Raw genomic sequence first — 21,179 nt, 5'->3', positions numbered from 1 at the left:
CACCGCTGTGCTTGCAGCCTGACCGCCCCATGTGATATCGAGGACGCTCGGCCTGGTGCCGCAGCAGATGGTCCGTCCGTTTCGCATGCTGGGCGAGCTTCGCCAGGGCGGTTTCCTTCGGCTCACGGTTCATCTCTATGGAATCACTGCGCATCTACAACACGCTCGCGCGTGACAAGCAAGTCTTCGTGCCGCGCCAGTCTGGCGAAGTGCGGATGTACGTATGCGGAATCACCGTATACGACTATTGTCACGTGGGCCACGCGCGCATGCTGGTCGTGTTCGACCTCGTCCAGCGCTGGTTGCGTGCGATCGGTTACCGGGTCACGTATGTGCGCAACATTACCGACATCGACGACAAGATCATCCGCCGCGCGGTCGAGAATGGCGAGACGATCAAGTCGCTGACCGACCGGTTCATCGGCGCGATGCACGACGATGAAAGCGCGCTCGGCATCCAGCGGCCCGACATCGAGCCGCGCGCGACCGAGTTCATCCCGCAGATGCTCGGCATGATCGAGACGCTCGAGACGAACGGCTACGCGTACCAGGCGACCGACGGCGACGTCAATTACTCGGTGCGCAAGTTCGCGAACTACGGGAAGCTGTCGGGCAAGTCGCTCGACGACCTGCGCGCGGGCGAGCGCGTCGCCGCGAACGACGCGAAGGAAGATCCGCTCGATTTCGTGCTGTGGAAACGCGCGAAGCCGGAGGATCCGGAAGGCACGTCTTGGGCGTCGAAGTACGGGATGGGCCGCCCGGGCTGGCACATCGAGTGCTCGGCGATGGGCTGCACGCTGCTCGGCGAGCATTTCGACATCCACGGCGGCGGCCAGGATCTGCAATTCCCGCACCACGAGAACGAGATCGCGCAGAGCGAAGGCGCGACCGGCCAGACGTTCGTCAATTACTGGATGCACAACGGCTTCGTGCAGGTCGACAACGAGAAGATGTCGAAATCGCTCGGCAACTTCTTCACGATCCGCGAAGTGCTCGAACGCTACGATGCCGAAGTCATGCGCTTCTTCATCGTGCGCACGCACTACCGTTCGCCGCTCAATTACAGCGACGTGCATCTCGACGATGCGCGCGCGTCGCTCACGCGTCTCTATACCGCACTGAAAGACGTTGAAGCCGACACGCTCGCGCTCGACTGGAACGAGCCGCACGCGCAGCGTTTCGCTGCCGCGATGAACGACGATTTCAACACGCCGGTCGCGGTGGCGACACTGTTCGAGCTGGCGGGAGAGGTGAATCGCACGGGCGACGCATCGCTCGCGCGGCAACTGAAACAGCTGGCGGGCCTGCTCGGCCTGCTGGGGCGCGAACCGCGCGCGTTCCTGCAGCAGGCGTCCGGCGCCGCGCAGGCGGGCGGGCTTGCCGCCGACGAGATCGAAGCGAAGATCGCCGCGCGCGTCGCGGCGAAGCAAGCGAAGGACTATGCCGAAGCGGACCGGATCCGGGCGGAACTGCTCGAGACTGGTATCGCACTTGAAGACAAACCGGGCGGATCGACCGAATGGCGTCGCGTATGAGCGCGGCGCGTTCCACTGACCGATCCGTCGGGTAGGAGGCAAGATGGCAACGGCCAGAAAAGCGCCGGTCAGGCGCGCGACCCCGGTCGCCGCGCGTCCGGCAGCCAAGCGCATGCCGCCGGCGAAGACGGACGCGACGCGCGCCGTGCCGAACGGCGCGCTCAACGGTCATGCGCAGCCGGCGGCTGCGGTGCCGGCCGCCGACGCGGCCCGCAAGGCCCGTGCATCCGAAGCGGACGGCGAGGAGGTCGTCGTGCGTCCTGCATACTGGGACAAGGCATGCGCCGACCTCGTCAAGCGCGACCGGATCCTGAAGAAACTGATTCCGAAGTTCGGTCCCGCGCATCTCGTGAAGCGCGGCGATCCGTTCGTCACGCTCGCGCGCTCGGTCGTCGGCCAGCAGATTTCGGTGCCGTCCGCGCAGTCGCTGTGGGCGCGCATCGGAGATGCCTGTCCGAAACTCGCGCCGCAGCCGGTGATCCGGCTCGGCGCGGACAAGCTGATCGCGTGCGGGCTGTCGAAGCGCAAGACGGAATACATCCTCGATCTCGCGCAGCATTTCGTGTCGGGCGCGCTGCACGTCGACAAATGGACGTCGATGGACGACGAGGACGTGATCGCGGAACTCACGCAGATCCGCGGCATCAGCCGCTGGACGGCCGAGATGTTCCTGATCTTCAACCTGTCTCGGCCGGACGTCCTGCCGCTCGACGACCCGGGCCTGATCCGCGCGATCAGCGTCAACTACTTCAGCGGGGAACCCGTCACGCGCAGCGAGGCGCGCGAGGTTGCCGCCAACTGGGAACCGTGGCGCACCGTCGCGACCTGGTACATGTGGCGCAGCCTCGATGCACCCGACGTCGACGCTTGAGCGGCGGCTATCGGGTTTTAACCATCAATAGTTGAGAGCCGGTTTTGAGCGTCGCCCGCGCGGGTAGAATACGCGCTGCCGCAAGACCCAAGGATTCGAACACATGAAGACCACGTTTCTGGATTTCGAACAGCCGATCGCCGAACTCGAGGCCAAGATCGAAGAGCTGCGATTCGTGCAGGACGACTCGGCTGTCGACATTTCGGAAGAAATCGAGCGGTTGTCGAAGAAAAGCCAGCAACTGACGAAAGACCTCTACGCGAACCTGTCGCCGTGGCAGGTTTCGCAGATCGCGCGCCATCCGCAGCGTCCGTACACGCTCGATTACGTTGCGGAGCTGTTTACCGATTTTCACGAGCTGCACGGCGACCGCGCATTCGCGGACGACGTGTCGATCGTCGGCGGTCTCGCGCGCTTCGGCGGCCATCCGTGCATGGTGATCGGTCACCAGAAGGGCCGCGACACGAAGGAGCGCGCCGCGCGCAACTTCGGGATGCCGCGTCCGGAAGGCTATCGCAAGGCCGAACGCCTGATGCGTCTCGCCGAGAAGTTCGGTCTGCCGATCTTCACGTTCGTCGACACGCCGGGTGCGTACCCGGGCATCGGCGCGGAAGAGCGCGGCCAGTCGGAGGCGATCGGCCGCAACCTTTACGTGATGGCCGAGCTGAAGACGCCGATCATCACGACGGTGATCGGCGAGGGCGGTTCGGGCGGCGCGCTCGCGATCGCGGTGGCCGACACCGTGATGATGCTGCAATTCTCGACCTACTCGGTGATCTCGCCGGAAGGCTGTGCGTCGATCCTGTGGAAGAGTGCCGCGAAGGCGCCGGAAGCAGCGGAAGCGCTGGGCCTGACCGCGCACCGCCTGAAGGCGCTGGGCCTGATCGACAAGATCATCAACGAGCCGCTCGGCGGCGCGCATCGCGATCCGAAGGGCATGGCCGCGCTGCTGCGTCGTGCGCTGGCCGATTCGCTGCGCCAGTTCCAGGGGATGAGCATCGATGCGCTGCGCGAGCGCCGCTTCGAGCGCCTGATGGCCTACGGCAAGTTCAAGGAAACCACGCCGGGCGCATGACCGGCTGCGCCCTCCAATCGCGCGCCGCTGCGCGCGCGTTCCTCTCGTGATTCCACCCACCGAATTCTCCGCCGACCGCGTCGTCCTCGACGCGGTCGGCGTTGCGCTTTCCGGCATGCCGGCCGATGCACGCATCGCGATCGCTTACAGCGGCGGCCTCGACTCGACGGTGCTGCTCGATGCGGCCGTGCGCGTCGCGGGCGCATCGCGTTGCGTCGCGCTGCACGTGCATCACGGGCTGAGTGCGAACGCCGACGCGTGGGTGGCGCACGCCGAGGCGAGCGCCGCAGCGTTCGGTGTCGCATTCGAATCGATGCGCGTCGACGTGCCGCGCGACAGCGGCCTCGGCGTCGAGGCGACAGCGCGCGAGCAGCGCTATGCGGCGCTCGACGAGATGTGCGAACGCCACGGCGCGGCCGCGCTGTGGCTCGCACAGCATGCGGATGACCAGGCCGAGACCGTGCTGCTGCAGTTGCTGCGCGGCGCGGGGATCGCGGGGCTTGCCGCCATGGCGCCGCGTTACCGCCCTGACGGCGTGAGCGTCGAGCGCGTACGCCCGCTGCTGCGACTGTTGCGGGCGCAACTCGAGCGCTATGCGACGCAGCGCGACCTGGCATGGATCGACGACGAATCGAACAACGATACGCGTTACGCGCGCAATGCGTTGCGCATAGACGTGCTGCCGGCGCTGGCCGTGCATTTCCCGGGCTTTCGCGATGCGCTCGGCCGCGCGGCCCAGCATGCGGCGGCCGCGCAGCGACTGCTCGACGATCTGGCCGAACTCGACTTTGCCGTTGCCGCGTGCGATGACGGGCAGGCACTGTCGCGCGACGCGTTGGTCGCGTTCGACGACACGCGCGGCGCGAACCTGCTGCGCTTCTGGATGCGCAGGCTCGGCTTGCCGGGCGCGTCGGCTGCCCGGCTCGCCAACATGATGCGGCAGTTGCGTGCCACGAATGTCGCCCATGCGCTGCGCGTCGATCACGCGGGGCAATGCCTGCGCCTTTATCGCGATGTCGTCTACTGGGAAGCGGGCGACAGCAGCGAACCGGCCGACGACGGCACCGGGAGCCCGCACCCGGAAGCGGTGCTCGCGTGGGACGGGCAGGAAGTCTGGCGCCTGCCGGGATGGCGCGGCACGTTCGTGTTCGCACCGGCCGACGCGGGAAGCGCCGACGCGGTGCCGGAGGCGCTGCTGCGCGGCGCGCGGCTGGCGGCGCGTGCCCGAGCGGGCGGCGAGCGGATGCGCACGTCGCCGGGCGGCCCGGGCCGTACGCTGAAGAACCTGTTCCAGGAGCGTGGCGTGCCCGCCTGGCAGCGCGACGTGCCGCTGCTGTTCTCCGGCGACTTGCTGATCTACGTGCCGCGCCTTGGCGTGAATCGCGATGCCGGCTTGTCCGGCGGCGGGGCGTCCGGTGACGGCGCGTGGCGGCGGATCGAGTGGCGTCCGGACCTGCTGATTGCCTGACGGCGACAGGTCGCCTGTCGCGCGATCGCACGCGCATTTTCACCATTTGGTAAACAGCGCCGGAACGGCCCCGGATGCCGCGAGCGGCTTGTCAAGCGGGCCTCTATCGGGTACGCTCGGTCGTTTGCTCGGCTCGATTTTTGAGCGATTTGTGCAGGTTTTCCGCGTGACGTACCCGGTTTGCGCGGCCTGATCGGCCTTCCGGGCAAAATCCGTCACGCTTGCGTGTTGCGTCCCAGCCGTCCCCCTCGTCGTCCGTCCACAGCCACAAGCCGCGTGACCGAACGGCTACGCGGCCTGCCCAGCGCGCCCGTGCGGTTTCTCCTCCAGTTCAGAACGACAATGGCACTCATCGTACACAAATACGGCGGCACTTCGATGGGCTCGGTCGAGCGCATCAAGAACGTCGCGAAACGCGTCGCAAAATGGCATCAGGCCGGGCACCAGATGGTAGTCGTGCCTTCGGCGATGTCCGGCGAAACCAACCGTCTGCTCGGTCTTGCGAAAGAGATTTCGAGCCAGCCGAGCCCGCGTGAGCTCGACATGATCGCGTCGACCGGCGAGCAGGTCAGCGTCGGCCTGCTGTCGATCGCGCTGCAGGAAATCGGCGTCGAGGCCGTGAGCTACGCCGGCTGGCAAGTGCCGATCAAGACCGACAGCGCGTTTACGAAAGCGCGCATTCACTCGATCGACGACGAACGCGTGAAGGCCGATCTGAATGCAGGCAAGGTCGTGATCATCACGGGCTTCCAGGGCGTCGATCCGGACGGCCACATCACGACGCTGGGCCGTGGCGGCTCGGATACGTCGGCAGTGGCGGTCGCGGCCGCGCTGGGTGCAGAAGAGTGCCTGATTTATACGGACGTCGACGGCGTCTACACGACCGATCCGCGCGTCGTCGAAGAGGCGCGCCGCCTCGATCGCGTGACGTTCGAGGAAATGCTGGAAATGGCCAGCCTCGGCTCGAAGGTCCTGCAGATCCGCTCGGTCGAATTCGCCGGCAAATACCAGGTGAAGACGCGTGTGCTGTCGAGCCTGACCGATCCGCTGATTGCGCTCGACGAAGAAATGCGCTCGGGCACCCTGATTACTTTTGAAGAAGACGAGACCATGGAAAAGGCAGTCATTTCCGGCATCGCGTTCCAGCGCGACGAAGCACGCATTGCTGTGATGGGCGTGCCCGACAAGCCGGGCATCGCGTATCAGATCCTCGGCCCGGTCGCGGATGCGAACGTCGACGTCGACATGATCATCCAGAACCAGAGCGTCCAGGGCAAGACCGACTTCACGTTCACGGTCGGCCGTGGCGACTACCAGAAGGCGATGGACATCCTCACCAACCAGGTGAAGGGCCACGTGAGCGCCGAGCACGTGCAGGGCGACCCGAAGGTGTCGAAGGTGTCGGTCGTCGGCGTCGGCATGCGTTCGCACGTGGGCGTCGCGAGCAAGATGTTCCGCACGCTGTCGGAAGAGGGCATCAACATCCAGATGATCTCGACGTCCGAAATCAAGATTTCGGTGCTGATCGACGAAAAATATATGGAATTGGCTGTCCGCGCGCTGCACAAGGCATTCGAACTCGACCAGGCATCGTGAATTTTTCGTGATGCGTTGAAGAAAATGCATCACGGAAATTGACGAGCGGTTCGAAACCCTATATTATTTCGTTCTCGTCGCACTGCCTCCCTGGTGCGAGCGAAAGTTTGGGAGACGTGGCCGAGAGGTCGAAGGCACTCCCCTGCTAAGGGAGCATCTGGGCCAAAACCTGGATCGAGGGTTCGAATCCCTCCGTCTCCGCCAAAAGCGGTGACAAAGCCCCGCAAGTTCTCGGACTTGCGGGGCTTTTTCTTTTTCGGGCCTGTCGCGCGCCGGTCACGCAATGATTACTCGACTTGCGTGGCGATAGTGGGTTACATATCGCCTATCGTTTGATGTGACCTGGGGTGATGCGCTTGGCCAGCCCGCATTCTGTTCTGACTGTCCTTTCTCATCGGCCTGTCGACGGACTTGTCGACAACCACGCGCGCTATGCGCAGCTGCACGGCTACCGGCATGTGACGGTCGACGGCATGCACGTGTATGGCGAGCGCCAGCCGATCCTGCACAAGTACCACGTGATCGTCGCGCAGCTCGTCGCGATGGAGCCGGACGCTTTGCTGCTCGTGCTCGACCCGTTTTCCGTCGTGTTCGATCCGCACGCGCTGCAGGATGTCGCGCAGGGTTACGATGCAATCGTCACGACGCAGACGCCGAAGTCGGCGCTGCCCGCAGCGAGCGGCATGATCTTCCGCAACGTGCCCGGCGTGCGTGAGCAGTTGCGCAAGCTGGTGGTCGAGCTGGGCAAATGGGCGATGTACCTTCCGGAGCGGCGGCGCGCGTGCGAGGCGACGCTGCTGGCAGAGCACTTTTCGCCGCTGCCGTTCGATATGCCGCTCGCGAACGGTCATTTCGCATCCGCTCAGACGATCTGGAGCGACGGGCTCGCGATCGATTCGATCGCAGGCGCCCGGCCGCTCGTGGCGCACCAGGCGCCCGAGTGGCGGCAAGTGGAGGACGCCTGGGCGCCGGCTGCCGACTACGATTTCCGCTATGTGGCGGCGCTCGTCGACGATGCCGAGCGATACCAGCGCGGCGATCTCCCGCACGCAATGGACGACTGGCGTGCCGCGCAGCAGAGTAAGCGCGGTGCGGAGCGGCACGTGAACCCGCAAGCCCCGATTGCGTTCGTGAGCCTGCATACGTCGCATATCGCGGGATATGGCGATCTGCACGAGGAGAATTTCGCTCGCTACTGTACGCGGCATGGTTACGCGTATCACACGTATCGCGAACCTCCCGCATTTCTGCCGGACGGCATCGGTGCGAACTGGGCGAAGCTGCATCTGATTCGCGAACATCTGCCGCATCACGCGTTCGTCTTCTGGGTCGACGCGGACATTCTGGCGATCGACCAGCGTCAGGCCATCGACAGTACGATCGACGGCCGCGACTTCGTGATCGGTACCGATCACACGGCATGGGCGATCAATTCGTGCATGATCGGCGTGCGCAACGTGGCGCCGATGCGCGACCTGGTCGAGCGCATCTGTGCCCGCATCGAGAGTTTCGGCGATCGTTCGTCGGTCTATGCGAGCGGCGGCGACCAGCAGGCGATCTATGTGGAACTGCTGCAGTCCGGCATGATCGACGCGCGCCATATCGTCGATGCGATGACACTCGCGACGTCGCCGGTCTATGCCACACGCGACAGCCGCTTCGTCCATTTTCCCGCGCAACACAATCACTATCGCGCGGTGACGATGCGCATCTGGGATCGTCTGAGCCGTCAGCGGTAGGGGCGAGCCGGTGCGGCCCGTCGTACGGCCTGCGCAAGGCAAAGCCGTTTGTATTAAGAATGTAAGATGTAATGTAAGGATAGAGAGCCGCTCGTTCGCTGTCCTGCCATGCTTCAATTAGCGTCCTCCGACCCTCCGAAATAAAAAGCCGTCATCGAAAATGCGGCACTGCGTCGATTTTTACGACCGACCTCATCGAACAATACAAAAAATTACGCATAAAAATCAGTGGCATAGGGCTAAGCTGAAAAATGACGCTCTGCTGCGCTGCAGAAAATAATCAATCGCCTTATGCTGGTTAACCCGATCGCATTTGAGCGGCGTCAAGTTTTCCGGTGATGTCGCTTTACATTTTGCCAACACTGGCGATTCACGAAATCTACCTGTCGATTTGATTTCGATCCTTTCGTCTCGCCTGTCCCCGATGCAGTGCGCGACTTCATCAAGGCCTTGTTGACATGCATGATTTCCCCTTCCTGAGCCTGGCCATCTGGGCTCCGATCCTGTTCGGCGCGTGCCTGCTGCGCACCGGTTCCGACCATCATCCACGGCGTACGCGGTTGATCGCGCTCGCCGGCGCGCTGGTGGGGCTTGCGACGGTCGTGCCGCTGGTTGCCGGTTTCGATGCGCATTCGGCCGCGATGCAGTTCGTCGAAAGCCGCAACTGGCTGGCGGCATTCAATTCCGGATGGCGGGTCGGCATCGACGGCGCGTCGCTGTGGCTCGTCGTGCTGACCGCGTTCACGACACTCGTGGTGGTGGTGGCGTCGTGGGAATCGGTCACGGTACGCGTCGCGCAGTACTACGCGTCCTTCCTGATCCTGTCGGGGCTGATGGTCGGCGTGTTCGTCGCACAGGACGGGCTGCTGTTCTTCATCTTCTTCGAGGCGACGCTGATCCCGCTTTACCTGCTGATCGGCACGTGGGGGCGCGAGCGTCGTGTGTACGCGGCCGTGAAGTTCTTCTTCATCTCGTTCGCCGGCTCGCTGTTGCTGCTGATGGCGATGCTGTACCTGTACGCGCAGTCGCATACGTTCGACATGGCCGTATGGCGCACGCTGCAACTCGGCTTCGCGCCGCAGTTGCTGGTGTTCCTCGGCTTCTTCGCCGCCTTCGCGGTCAAGGTGCCGATGTGGCCGGTCCACACGTGGCTGAGCGACGTCTACACCGACGGCCCGACCGGCGCTGCGCTGATGCTCGCGATGCTCAAGCTCGGCGGCTACGGGTTCCTGCGCTTCGCGCTGCCGGTCACGCCCGATGCGAGCCACTTCTTCGCGCCGGCCGTGATCGCGCTGTCGCTGTTCGCGATCGTCTACGCGAGCCTGATCGCGCTCGCGCAGACCGATCTCGGCAAGCTGCTCGCGTATTCGACGGTCGCGCACATGGGGATCGTCACGCTCGGGCTGTTCCTGTTCAACCGGATCGGCGTCGAAGGCGCGATCGTCCAGCTCGTGTCGTACGGCTTCGTCGCGGGCGCGATGCTGTTGTGCGTGAACGTGCTCGTCGATCGCACGAAGCAGCGCGAGATTGCAGCGTACGGCGGTGTGGCGGGCGTGATGCCGCGTTTCGCGACCTTCACGGTGTTGTTCGCGATGGCCAACGTCGGCCTGCCGGGCACGTCGGGGTTCGTCGGCGAGTTCATGGTCATCATGGGCGCGATCCGCTTCAACTTCTGGATCGGCGCGATCGCGGCGCTGACGCTGATCCTCAGCGCGTCGTACACGCTGTGGATGCTCAAGCGCGTCGTGTTCGGCAAGGTCGCGAGCCAGCGGATCGCGAAGCTCGCCGACTTGAACCGTCGCGAGATCGTGATGTTCGCGTCGCTCGCACTCGTGGTGCTGGCGGTCGGCATCGATCCAAAGCCGTTCACCGATGCGATCGATCCGACCGTCGGACGGCTGATCGAAGACGCGAGCCATTCGAAGCTGCCGACCGGGGACGGCCCGGCGCAGCCGCAGCAGTCGTACATGGCGTCGACGCGCGGCTGAGCGCGGCGCGTCGCACGAGCAGGGCGCATCGCACGGCGGTGCGGTCGTTGCACGCACATCGATCAGGTCGAGGTCCGGCGCAGGTAGCGCCGGGCCGGCTTTCGGCTGCGTGAAATTGCCCCGCGACAATCTGTCTCACAGCAGATTCTGCAATGATGATTTGCCGCATTAGCTGATTTTTTATCGCACTCGCGCGACGTATGATTCGGCCACTTTCGTGGATCGAATGCGCATCGGGCATACGCAAACGGATTCAATGACCCTCGGGCTGTGTGATGAAAAGAAAAGCTTCAAAAGGCGGAGTGGCGCTGATGTCGATCGGCGCGGCTTTGAGCCTGTCAGGCTGTAATTTAGATGTACTAAATCCGAAAGGAAGCGTGGGCGCTGCCGAAAAGGCGCTGATCGCGACGTCCACCTGGGCGATGCTGATCGTCGTCGTGCCGGTGATCCTGCTCACGCTGTGGTTCGCGTGGCGTTACCGCGCGTCGAACCGCAACGCCACCTACGCACCGAACTGGTCGCACTCGACCGCGATCGAGGTCGTGATCTGGACGGTGCCGACGCTGATCATCCTGTTCCTCGGCGTGCTCACGTGGAAAACCACGCACGAGCTCGACCCGTACAAGCCGCTCGAGTCGTCGGTGAAGCCGATCGACGTCGAGGTCGTCGCGCTTGACTGGAAGTGGCTGTTCATCTATCCGGAACTCGGCATCGCGTCGGTGAACCAGCTCGCGATTCCCGTCGGCACGCCGGTGAACTTCCGCATCACGTCGGACTCGGTGATGAACTCGTTCTTCATCCCGCAGCTCGGCGGCCAGGTCTACGCGATGGCCGGCATGCAGACGCGCCTGCACCTGATCGCCGACGAGCCCGGCAACTATGCGGGCACGTCCGCCAACTTCAGCGGCCGCGGCTTCTCCGACATGAAGTTCCGCACGCTCGCCGAACCGCGCGAACAGTTCGATGCATGGGTGCAGAAGGTGAAGGCGTCGCCGGACCGGCTCGACGCGACCGTGTACGGCACCGTCGCGCAGCCGAGCGAGAAGGCGCCCGTGCGGTACTTCTCGTCGGTCGATCCGCGGCTCTTCCACAACATCATCGCGAAATACAACGATGGCCACGTCCTCGACCTGAAGGACGCCGCCTGCGGCACGAAGGGGTAACGCATGTTCGGCAAACTCACACTCTCGGCGATCCCGTTCGATCAGCCCATCATCATGGGGGCCGGCGCCTTCATGGGGCTGGTCGTGCTGGGCATCCTCGCCGCGCTGACGATCACGGGCCGGTGGAAATGGCTGTGGACGCAATGGCTGACCACGGTCGACCACAAGAAACTCGGCGTGATGTACATCATCGTCGCGCTCATCATGCTGCTGCGCGGCTTCGCCGACGCGATCATGATGCGCATGCAGCTCGCGCTCTCGTACAACGGGCCCGGCTACCTGCCGCCGCACCACTATGACCAGGTCTTCACGGCACACGGCGTGATCATGATCTTCTTCATGGCGATGGTGTTCATGGTCGGCCTGATGAACCTGATCGTGCCGCTGCAGATCGGCGCGCGCGACGTCGCATTCCCGTTCATCAACTCGCTGTCGTTCTGGATGACGGCCGTCAGCGCGATCCTGATCAACGTGTCGCTCGTGATCGGCGAATTCGCCCAGACGGGCTGGCTCGCGTATCCGCCGCTGTCGGAGCTGCAGTTCAGTCCGGGGGTAGGGGTCGACTACTACCTGTGGGCGCTGCAGATTTCGGGCGTCGGCACGCTGCTGACCGGCGTGAACTTCTTCGTGACGATCATCAAGATGCGCGCGCCGGGCATGACGCTGATGAAGATGCCGGTGTTCACGTGGACCGCGCTCTGCACGAACGTGCTGATCATGGCGTCGTTCCCGATCCTGACCGCGACGCTCGCGCTGCTCGGCCTCGACCGTTACCTCGGCATGCACTTCTTCACGAACGAAGCCGGCGGCAACGCGATGCTGTACCTGAACCTGATCTGGGCATGGGGTCACCCCGAGGTGTACATCCTGATCCTGCCGGCGTTCGGCATTTTCTCGGAAGTCATCTCGACGTTCGCGAGAAAGCCGCTGTTCGGCTACAAGACGATGGTGTACGCGACCTGCGCGATCATGGTGCTGTCGTTCCTCGTGTGGCTGCACCACTTCTTCACGATGGGCTCGGGTGCGAACGTGAACGCGTTCTTCGGCATCATGACGATGATCATCGCGATCCCGACCGGCGTGAAGGTGTTCAACTGGCTGTTCACGATGTACCGCGGCCGGATCGAATTCACGACGCCCGTGCTGTGGACGATCGGCTTCATGGTCACGTTCACGCTCGGCGGCATGACCGGCGTGATGATGGCGATCCCGGGCGCGGACTTCGTGCTGCACAACAGCCTGTTCCTGATCGCGCACTTCCACAACGTGATCATCGGCGGCGTGCTGTTCGGCTACCTCGCGGGCTTCAACTACTGGTTCCCGAAGGCGTTCGGCTTCAAGCTGAACGAGAAGCTCGGCAAGGCGGCGTTCTGGTTCTGGCAGATCGGTTTCTACGTTGCGTTCGTGCCGCTCTACGTGCTCGGCTTCATGGGCATGACGCGCCGGATCAACCATTACGACAACCCGGCCTGGCATCCGTGGCTGCTGGTCGCCGCATTCGGCGCCGTGCTGATCGCGATCGGCATTGCATGCCAGCTGCTGCAACTGGTGGTCAGCATCCGCAACCGCAACCTGCCCGAGTACCGCGACACGACCGGCGATCCGTGGGGCGGCCGCACGCTGGAGTGGTCGACGTCGTCGCCGCCGGCCGACTACAACTTCGCCGTGATCCCGCAAGTGCGCACGCTCGACGCATATGCGGACATGAAGGCGCACGGCGAAGGCCGGCCGAACCCGGCAGCGATTCGCGACATCCACATGCCGTCGAATACCTGCGCGGGCCTCGTCGTCGCGATCTTCAGCCTCGTGCTCGGCTTCGCGCTGGTGTGGCACATCTGGTGGATGGCGATCGGCGGGCTCGTCGGGATCGTCGCGACGCTCGTGATCTACAGCTCGCGCGACAACGGCGGCTATTACATCCCCGCGTCGACGGTGCGGAAGATCGAAGACAAGCAGCCGACGAAGCGCGTGGCTGCGCGCGTCGACGACGTGGAACTGGAGGCCAACTGATGTTGCAGAAAACCCTGAGCGCAACCCTGCTCGAGCACGACGACCATCCGCCGTCGCATTCGGTGTTCGGGTTCTGGCTGTATCTGATGACCGACTGCGTGATCTTCGCGGCGCTGTTCGCGACGTTCGCGGTGCTCGGCCAGCAGTATGCGGGCGGGCCGACCGCGAAAGACCTGTTCGATATCCCGGGCGTCGCGGTGGAAACCGCCGCGCTGCTGCTGTCGAGCATCACGTACGGTTTCGCGATGCTCGCTGCATACAAGCAGCGGCGCGGCGCGCTGCTCGCGTGGCTCGCGGTGACGTTCGTGCTCGGCGCGGCGTTTCTCGTGATGGAACTGCGCGAGTTCTCGCACCTGATCGCGGAGGGCGCAGGCCCGCAGCGCAGCGCGTTCCTGTCGGCGTTCTTCACGCTGGTCGGCACGCACGGGCTGCACGTGACGGCCGGCCTGCTGTGGATGATCGTGCTCGCCGGGCAGATCGTGTTCCGCGGCGGTGACCTGACCGATCGCGACCTGCGACGCCTGACGTGCCTGAGCCTCTTCTGGCACTTCCTCGACATCGTGTGGATCTGCGTGTTTTCCTTTGTCTATCTCGCGAGCGTGATCTAAATGGCCCATTCGCATTCGTCTCAACTCGAAGAAGGGCACGGCAGTGTCGGCGGTTACGTCGCCGGTTTCATCCTGTCGGTGCTGCTCACGGCCGCGTCGTTCGGCCTCGTGATGGGCGGCGTGCTGTCGCCGCACGCGTCGCTGATCGCGCTTGCCGTGCTCGCGTTCGTGCAGATCGTCGTGCACCTCGTTTATTTCCTGCACATGAACGGCTCGTCGGGCCAGCGCTGGAACGTGATGGCGTTCAGCTATACGGTGTTGACCGCGGCGATCCTGATCGTCGGCACGCTGTGGGTGATGCACAACGTCAGCATGAACATGATGTCGCGCTGAGCGGCATCGCGGCGCAGCGGTCAATATTCATGCGCGTTCATGAAAAGAAGGCGGCACGCGAGTGCCGCCTTTTTTGTTTATTCCCGGCCGCATTGCGCCGGGTAGCGGGATCAGTGGCGTGCACCCGCATCGGCCGTCGGTGCATGCGTGCAGTCGGCACGGTACTCGGCGGCGAGCCGATCTTTTGCAGCGTCGTGCCGCTGTTGCTGTACGTGAGGTTTCCCGCTGTTCGGCTCGCGCAGTGTGCGTTGCGCCGCTTAACGCGGGGCTTGTGGCAGGATGAAAGAAGTTTTAGGAACGGGGCGCGAGGGCGCGGGGCGGGCGTCGATTGTTACAAGACGTTAGCGCAGGCTTCCCGTTGCGATGCCGCGCATCAGTTCTTACAAAGTGGAAATATGCGGGGACGGCGCTTGCCGCTATAGTCGAATCACACATGAAACAACCAGAAGAGGAATCCATGAAGACCTTGCGTGTTGCCTCGCTCATGACCGGTATGACGGCCTTGCTCGTGTCGGGCGCAGCAATGGCGGGAGTCAATGTCGGGATCAATCTCGGCGTTCCGGCGCCGGTCTACGTCGCGCCCGCACCCGTGTATGCGCCGCCGCCCCCGCCGCCGGTCGTCTATCAGCCTGCGCCGGTCTATGCGCCGGCACCTGTCTATGCTCCGGGGCCGACCATCGTGATCGGCTGGCACGGCGACCGCTACTGGGACGGCCGTCGCTACTGGGGCCGCGACGAGTGGTACCGCCATCACGGCCGCGGCTGGGGCGATCGTGGCGATCGTGGCCACTGGGACAACGGCCGCCACAACGGCTGGCGCTGATCGGCAGGGCGCGCCCGCCTGATGCGCGCCTCCGATCCGCTCGTGAAGAAACCGCCCGCGTGGCGGTTTTCTTTTGGCTTGCAGGCTTGAATGGGTAGAATCGTCCCTCGTTACTACCCTCATTCGACCGACAGGGCCTCTATGACGAAGGGTTCGCCCCGGGCCGCCGCCGCGCGCGTCCGCCGTGCGGTACGAACTGCCGGCCGCACGGCCGCGGTGTTCGTGCTGCAAGCGGTGCTGGCCGCGACTGCTGCGCACGCGGCCTACGCCATTGCGCAGTACGGCGAGCCGAAGTATCCGCCGGGCTTCAAGCATTTCGACTACGTCAACCCCGACGCGCCGAAGGGGGGCACGCTGGTGCTCGCGAACCCGAATCGACTGACGTCGTTCGACAAGTTCAACCCGTTCACGATGCGCGGCAACCCCGCGCCGGGCATCGACATGCTGTTCGAGAGCCTCGCGACCGGCAGCTCCGACGAGCCGGCCTCCGCGTACGGGCTGCTCGCCGACGACATCGACATCGCGCCGGACCGCCGCTCGGTCACGTTCCACCTGAATCCGCGCGCGCGCTTCTCGAACGGCGACCGCGTCACCGCCGACGACGTCAAGTTCTCGTTCGACACGCTGAAGAGCAAGCAGGCCGCGCCGCAGTTCGGCGCGTATTTCGCGGAGATCGCGAAGGCCGTGGTCGTCGATCCGGCCACCGTGCGCTTCGAGTTCCGCAGCGCGAACCGCGAACTGCCGCTGATCGCCGGCGGCGTGCCGGTGTTTTCGCGCAAGTGGGGATTGCGCGCGGACGGCTCGCGCATCCCGTTCGACCAGCTCGCGTTCGAGCAGCCGATCGGCAGCGGCCCGTACCTGATCGACCATTACGACAACGGCCGGACGATCACTTATCGGCGCAACCCGGCGTACTGGGGCGCCGACCTGCCGGTGCGGGTGGGCACCAACAACTTCGAGCGGATCGTCTACAAGCTGTATGGCGACGGCGTCGCTCGGCTCGAGGCGTTCAAGGCCGGCGAATACGACGTGCTCGTCGAGTACATCGCGCGCAACTGGACGCGGCGCGACGTCGGCAAGCGCTTCGACAGCGGCGAGCTCGTCAAGCGCGAATTCCGCCAGCATAACGGCGCCGGCATGCAGGGCTTCTTCATGAACCTGCGCCGACCGCTGTTCCGCGACGTGCGCGTGCGCCAGGCGCTCGACCTCGCGTTCGACTTCGAATGGCTGAACCGCCAGTTGTTCTACAGCGCCTACACGCGTATGAACAGCTACTTCGCCGACACCGACCTGCAGGCGACCGGCACGCCCGGCCCCGGCGAGCTGAAGCTGCTGGAGCCGCTGCGCGCGCAGCTCGACCCGGCCGTGTTCGGCCCGGTGGTCACGCAGCCGAACACGAATCCGCCGGGCTCGCTGCGCGCGAACTTGCTGAAGGCGCGCGCGCTGCTCGCGCAGGCCGGCTGGACCTATCGAGACGGCGCGCTGCGCAACGCGAAGGGCGAGCCGTTCACGTTCGAGATCCTCGACGATTCCGGCGCGTCGATGGAAGGGATCGTGGCGGCGTACCAGCGCAATCTGGCGAAGCTCGGCATCGACGCACGTTTTCGCACGGCCGATTACGCGCTCCTGCAAAAGCGCCTCGATGCGTTCGACTACGACATGACGACGATCCGCCTGCCGGGCGTGCAGGTGCCGGGTGCCGAGCAGTACTCGCGCTACGCGAGCAAGTTCGCCGACGAGCCGGGCTCCGACAACTTCATCGGGCTGAAGTCGCCGGCCGTCGACGCGCTGCTGCACGCGCTCGGTACCGCACAGACACGCGAAGACCTGCTCGACGCGACGCACGCGCTCGACCGCGTGCTGATGCACGGCTACTACGCGGTCCCGCAGTGGTACAGCACGACGCACCGGGTCGCGTACAAGCGCACGCTCGCCTATCCGCAGACGCTGCCGCTGTACTATTCGGCCGAGGGCTGGGTCGTGTCGACCTGGTGGGCGAAGCCCGATCACTGAACCACGCCGCCCCAACGTCCAATCCCGCCTACCGATCGCGAGTCGACGCCCTATGTGGAGCTACATCCTCAAACGCCTGCTGCTGATGATCCCGACGCTCATCGGTGTGCTGACACTCACGTTCGCGGTGATCCAGTTCGTGCCGGGCGGCCCGGTCGAACAGGCCGTGCAGGAATTGCGCAAGGGCGCGACGGAGCAGGGCGCCGTGCCGTTCGGGATGCGCGCGCACACCGGCGTCGACGCGCAGCAGCTCGCGCAGCTCAAGGCGCTGTACGGTTTCGACAAGCCGCCGCTCGAACGCTACTGGCTGATGCTCAAGCGCTTCGCGCGCTTCGATCTCGGCGACAGTTATTTCCGCCACCAGAGCGTGTGGTCGCTGGTCGTGCAGAAGCTGCCCGTGTCGATCAGCATCGGGCTGTGGACGTTCTTCCTCACGTACCTGATCTCGGTGCCGCTCGGCATCGCGAAGGCCGTGCGCAACGGCTCGCCGTTCGACGTCGCGACGAGCCTCGTCGTGCTCGTCGGCTATGCGATTCCGGGCTTCGTGCTCGGCGTGCTGCTGCTCGTGCTGTTCGGCGGTGGGTCGTTCTGGCAGCTCTTTCCGCTGCGCGGCCTCACGTCGGACAACTTCGCGCAGCTGTCGCTCGTCGGCAAGGTGCTCGACTACCTGTGGCACATCGCACTGCCGATCACCGCATCGGTCGTCGGCAGCTTCGCGGTCGTCACGATGCTCACGAAGAACGCGTTCCTCGACCAGATCCGCCGGCAATACGTGCTGACCGCGCGCGCGAAGGGACTCTCCGAGCGCAACGTGCTGTGGAAGCACGTGTTCCGCAATGCGATGCTGCCGCTGATCGTCGGCTTTCCGGCTGCGTTCATCGGCGCGTTCTTCACCGGCAGCCTGCTGATCGAGACGTTGTTCTCGCTCGACGGCCTCGGGCTGCTGTCGTACGAATCGGTCGTGCGGCGCGACTATCCGGTCGTCCTCGGCACGCTGTACCTGTTCACGCTGATCGGGCTCGCGACCAAGCTGATCTCCGATCTCTGCTATGTGTGGGTCGATCCGCGCATTCAATTCGACACCCTGGAGCGCTGACATGAAACCGTCCGTCTGCATGCCCGGCGTCACCGGGCGAGGTACGCGATGAACCGGGCCGTCGTGTCTTCCCGCATCGACGCGGCGCGCGCCCGCGTGTCGCCGTCGCCCGCGCGCCGCGTATGGCAGCGCTTCCGGCAGCAGCGACTCGGCTACTGGAGCTTCGTGATCTTTTTCGTGGCGTTCGCCGTGAGCGTCGCGGCGCCGCTGTGGTCGAACGACAAGCCGCTCGTCGTACGTTACGACGGCCAGTACTATTTCCCGCTGTTCCACGCGTATCCGGAGACGACCTTCGGCGGCGACTTCCCGACGCCGGCCGACTATCTCGATCCGTATGTACGCAAGCGGCTCGAGGCGCCCGGCAACTTCGTCGTCTACCCGCCGAACCGTTACTACTACGACACGCTGAACTACTTCTCGAACGTGCCGAACCCCGCGCCGCCGTCGCGCGCGAACTGGCTCGGCACCGACGCGCAGGGGCGCGACCTGCTCGCGCGGCTCGTATACGGGTTCCGCGTGTCGGTCGAGTTCGGGCTGATCCTGACGGTGATCGGCACGCTGCTCGGGATCGCCGCGGGCGCCGTGCAGGGCTTCTTCGGCGGGCGCATCGACATCGTCGGGCAGCGGCTGATCGAGATCTGGAGCTCGCTGCCGGAGCTGTACCTGCTGATCATCTTCGCGTCGATCTTCGAGCCGAGCTTCCTGCTGCTGATCGTGCTGCTGTCGCTGTTCGGCTGGATCGGGCTCGCCGACTACGTGCGCGCGGAATTCCTGCGCAACCGCACGCAGGACTACGTGCGCGCGGCGCGCGCGATGGGCCTCACGAACTGGCAGATCATCTGGCGCCACGTGCTGCCGAACAGTCTCACGCCGGTGATCACGTTCCTGCCGTTCCGGATGAGCGGCTCGATCCTCGCGCTCACGAGCCTCGATTTCCTCGGGCTCGGCGTCCCGCCGCCGACCCCGAGCCTCGGCGAGCTGCTCGCGCAGGGCAAGGGTAACCTCGACGCCTGGTGGATCTCGCTGTCGACCTTCGGCGTGCTGGTTGCGACGCTGCTGCTGCTGACCTTCATGGGCGATGCGCTGCGCAATGCACTCGACACGCGGATCGCCGATTCGGTGCGCGCGGCGGGAGGCCAGCGATGAGCGAACCGGTCGTATCGACGCAGCGCGAGCCGCTGCTGGCGCTCGAGCATCTGCATGTGCGCTTCGGCGACACGGTCGCGGTGGACGACGTGACGCTCGCGATCGGCCGCGGCGAGCGCGTCGCGCTGGTCGGCGAGTCGGGGTCGGGCAAGAGCGTGACCGCGCTGTCGATCCTGCGGCTGCTGCGGGACGCCGACGTGAGCGGCACGATCCGCTTCGCGGGGCAGGACCTGGTGGCCAAGAGCGAGCGCGAGATGCGCGGGCTGCGCGGCTCGGACATCGCGATGATCTTCCAGGAGCCGATGACCGCGCTCAACCCGTTGTATACGATCGGCGTGCAGATCGGCGAGACGATCGTGCTGCACGACGGCGTCTCGGCGGTCGAGGCGCGCAAGCGCGCGATCGCGTTGCTTGCACGCACGGGCATCGCCGAGCCGGAGAAGCGCGTCGACAGCTATCCGCACCAGTTGTCGGGCGGCCAGCGCCAGCGGGCGATGATCGCGATGGCGCTCGCTTGCCGGCCGCGCCTGTTGCTGGCCGACGAGCCGACCACCGCGCTCGACGTGACGATCCGCGCGCAGATCGTCGATCTGCTGCTGGAACTGCAGCGCGAGGAAGCGGAAAAGCGCGGGATGGCGATCCTGCTGATCACGCACGACCTGAATCTCGTGCGGCACTTCGCGGATCGCGTCGCGGTGATGGAGCACGGCCGGCTCGTCGAGAGCGGCCCCGTCGAGCGAATCTTCGCGGCACCCGAGCATCCGTACACGCAGCGGCTCTTGAACAGCCGGCCGCAACGCGCGGTTACCCCGGTGATGCCGATCGCGCCCGTCGTGCTCGACGCGCAGCACGTGAGCGTGCAGTTCGCGCGCAAGCGGCCGGGCATCGCGGGCTGGTTCGGCTCGGTGCCGGTGACGGCCGTCGCGGACGTGTCGGTGTCGGTGCGGCAGGGCGAGACGCTCGGCATCGTCGGCGAATCGGGATCGGGGAAGTCGACGCTCGCGATGGCGTTGCTCGGCCTGCAGAAGACGGCCGGCGGCACGATCGAATTCCAGGGGCGCGCGCTGTCGACCTATCGCGGCCGCGAACAGACCAAGCTGCGCTCGAACATGCAGGTCGTCTTTCAGGATCCGTTCAGTTCGCTTTCGCCGCGTCACACGATCGAGCGGATCGTCGGCGAGGGGCTCGAGCTGCATCGCCCGGACATGACACCCGACGCGCGGCGTGAGAAGTCGCTCGCGGTGCTGCGCGAAGTCGGCCTCGACCGCACGGTGCTGCACCGCTATCCGCACGAATTCTCGGGCGGGCAACGCCAGCGGATCGCGATTGCACGCGCGCTGGTGCTGGAGCCGCGCATCCTGATCCTCGATGAACCGACGTCCGCGCTCGACGTGTCGATCCAGCAGCAGGTGTTGAAACTGCTCGCGAATTTGCAACAGAAATACAACCTCGGCTATGTCTTCATCAGCCATGACCTGGAGGTGATCGGGGCGATGGCGCACCGCGTCGCGGTGATGCAGGACGGGGCCGTCGTCGAGTCGGGGGAGGCGGCCGACATCTTCACCAGACCGTCACATCCTTACACACAAAAGCTGTTGAAAGCGGTCTGGAAAGCGTGATAGGCGGCCAATGGTCTGACTATCTCGATTGTATTTATTAATTTGTTTTGACAAACGATTACGCGCTGGCTAGTATCGACCGAAATTTTCCGCCAA

Annotated in this window: 16 protein-coding genes and 1 tRNA gene; all 17 read left to right on the top strand. The window is 64.9% G+C overall.

What is annotated here, in order from left to right:
- Positions 1–137: 137 nt before the first annotated feature.
- Complete coding sequence (gene cysS / locus C5O79_RS12840; RefSeq protein ID WP_039364700.1) at positions 138–1,535, top strand: cysteine--tRNA ligase; 1,398 nt, start codon at positions 138–140, stop codon at positions 1,533–1,535.
- Positions 1,536–1,578: 43 nt separating this feature from the next.
- The gene (locus tag C5O79_RS12835) at positions 1,579–2,406 is read left to right on the top strand and encodes a DNA-3-methyladenine glycosylase (RefSeq protein ID WP_046546023.1); all 828 of its coding nucleotides are present in this window, start codon (positions 1,579–1,581) and stop codon (positions 2,404–2,406) included.
- 103 nt (positions 2,407–2,509) lie between these two features.
- Positions 2,510–3,481 (top strand): acetyl-CoA carboxylase carboxyltransferase subunit alpha, encoded by a 972-nt coding sequence (locus tag C5O79_RS12830; RefSeq protein ID WP_039364696.1) that lies wholly within the window; start codon positions 2,510–2,512, stop codon positions 3,479–3,481.
- A gap of 46 nt (positions 3,482–3,527) precedes the next feature.
- Positions 3,528–4,949 (top strand): tRNA lysidine(34) synthetase TilS, encoded by a 1,422-nt coding sequence (gene tilS / locus C5O79_RS12825; protein WP_047850694.1) that lies wholly within the window; start codon positions 3,528–3,530, stop codon positions 4,947–4,949.
- 342 nt (positions 4,950–5,291) lie between these two features.
- Positions 5,292–6,545: an aspartate kinase gene (locus C5O79_RS12820; protein WP_039364692.1), complete on the top strand. Its 1,254-nt coding sequence runs from the start codon at positions 5,292–5,294 to the stop codon at positions 6,543–6,545.
- Positions 6,546–6,655: 110 nt separating this feature from the next.
- Positions 6,656–6,749, top strand: a tRNA-Ser gene (locus C5O79_RS12815).
- 146 nt (positions 6,750–6,895) lie between these two features.
- A complete protein-coding gene (locus C5O79_RS12810; RefSeq protein WP_122474151.1) occupies positions 6,896–8,284 on the top strand; it encodes a hypothetical protein in 1,389 nt (462 codons plus the stop codon).
- 458 nt (positions 8,285–8,742) lie between these two features.
- Positions 8,743–10,272, top strand: a complete 1,530-nt coding sequence (locus C5O79_RS12805; protein ID WP_122474150.1) for an NADH-quinone oxidoreductase subunit M — start codon at positions 8,743–8,745, stop codon at positions 10,270–10,272.
- Between the two features lie 275 nt (positions 10,273–10,547).
- Positions 10,548–11,435 carry a ubiquinol oxidase subunit II gene (gene cyoA / locus C5O79_RS12800; RefSeq protein WP_039342567.1) on the top strand — a complete coding sequence of 296 codons (888 nt, stop codon included), beginning with the start codon at positions 10,548–10,550 and terminating at the stop codon, positions 11,433–11,435.
- A 3-nt stretch (positions 11,436–11,438) separates the two neighbouring features.
- Positions 11,439–13,445, top strand: coding sequence for a cytochrome o ubiquinol oxidase subunit I (gene cyoB, locus C5O79_RS12795; RefSeq protein WP_122474149.1), 2,007 nt, complete (start codon positions 11,439–11,441; stop codon positions 13,443–13,445).
- A complete protein-coding gene (gene cyoC, locus C5O79_RS12790) occupies positions 13,445–14,053 on the top strand; it encodes a cytochrome o ubiquinol oxidase subunit III (protein ID WP_021162482.1) in 609 nt (202 codons plus the stop codon). Before cyoB ends, cyoC begins: the two co-directional genes overlap by 1 nt.
- Positions 14,054–14,386, top strand: coding sequence for a cytochrome o ubiquinol oxidase subunit IV (gene cyoD, locus C5O79_RS12785; RefSeq protein WP_011352504.1), 333 nt, complete (start codon positions 14,054–14,056; stop codon positions 14,384–14,386).
- A gap of 457 nt (positions 14,387–14,843) precedes the next feature.
- Complete coding sequence (locus C5O79_RS12780; protein ID WP_046546017.1) at positions 14,844–15,209, top strand: hypothetical protein; 366 nt, start codon at positions 14,844–14,846, stop codon at positions 15,207–15,209.
- A 141-nt stretch (positions 15,210–15,350) separates the two neighbouring features.
- A complete protein-coding gene (locus tag C5O79_RS12775) occupies positions 15,351–17,222 on the top strand; it encodes an extracellular solute-binding protein (protein ID WP_046546016.1) in 1,872 nt (623 codons plus the stop codon).
- A gap of 52 nt (positions 17,223–17,274) precedes the next feature.
- Entirely contained in the window at positions 17,275–18,318 is a 1,044-nt protein-coding gene (locus C5O79_RS12770; protein WP_059532181.1) for an ABC transporter permease subunit, read from the top strand.
- A 48-nt stretch (positions 18,319–18,366) separates the two neighbouring features.
- Entirely contained in the window at positions 18,367–19,464 is a 1,098-nt protein-coding gene (locus tag C5O79_RS12765) for an ABC transporter permease (RefSeq protein ID WP_046546014.1), read from the top strand.
- Positions 19,461–21,083, top strand: a complete 1,623-nt coding sequence (locus tag C5O79_RS12760) for a dipeptide ABC transporter ATP-binding protein (RefSeq protein WP_122474148.1) — start codon at positions 19,461–19,463, stop codon at positions 21,081–21,083. Before C5O79_RS12765 ends, C5O79_RS12760 begins: the two co-directional genes overlap by 4 nt.
- Positions 21,084–21,179: the final 96 nt, after the last annotated feature.

It is taken from the genome of Burkholderia sp. SRS-25 (assembly GCF_004343765.1).
Lineage (GTDB): Bacteria > Pseudomonadota > Gammaproteobacteria > Burkholderiales > Burkholderiaceae > Burkholderia > Burkholderia contaminans.
Note: the sequence above shows the minus strand (reverse complement) of the source record. Positions and strands in the feature narration are given on the sequence as shown.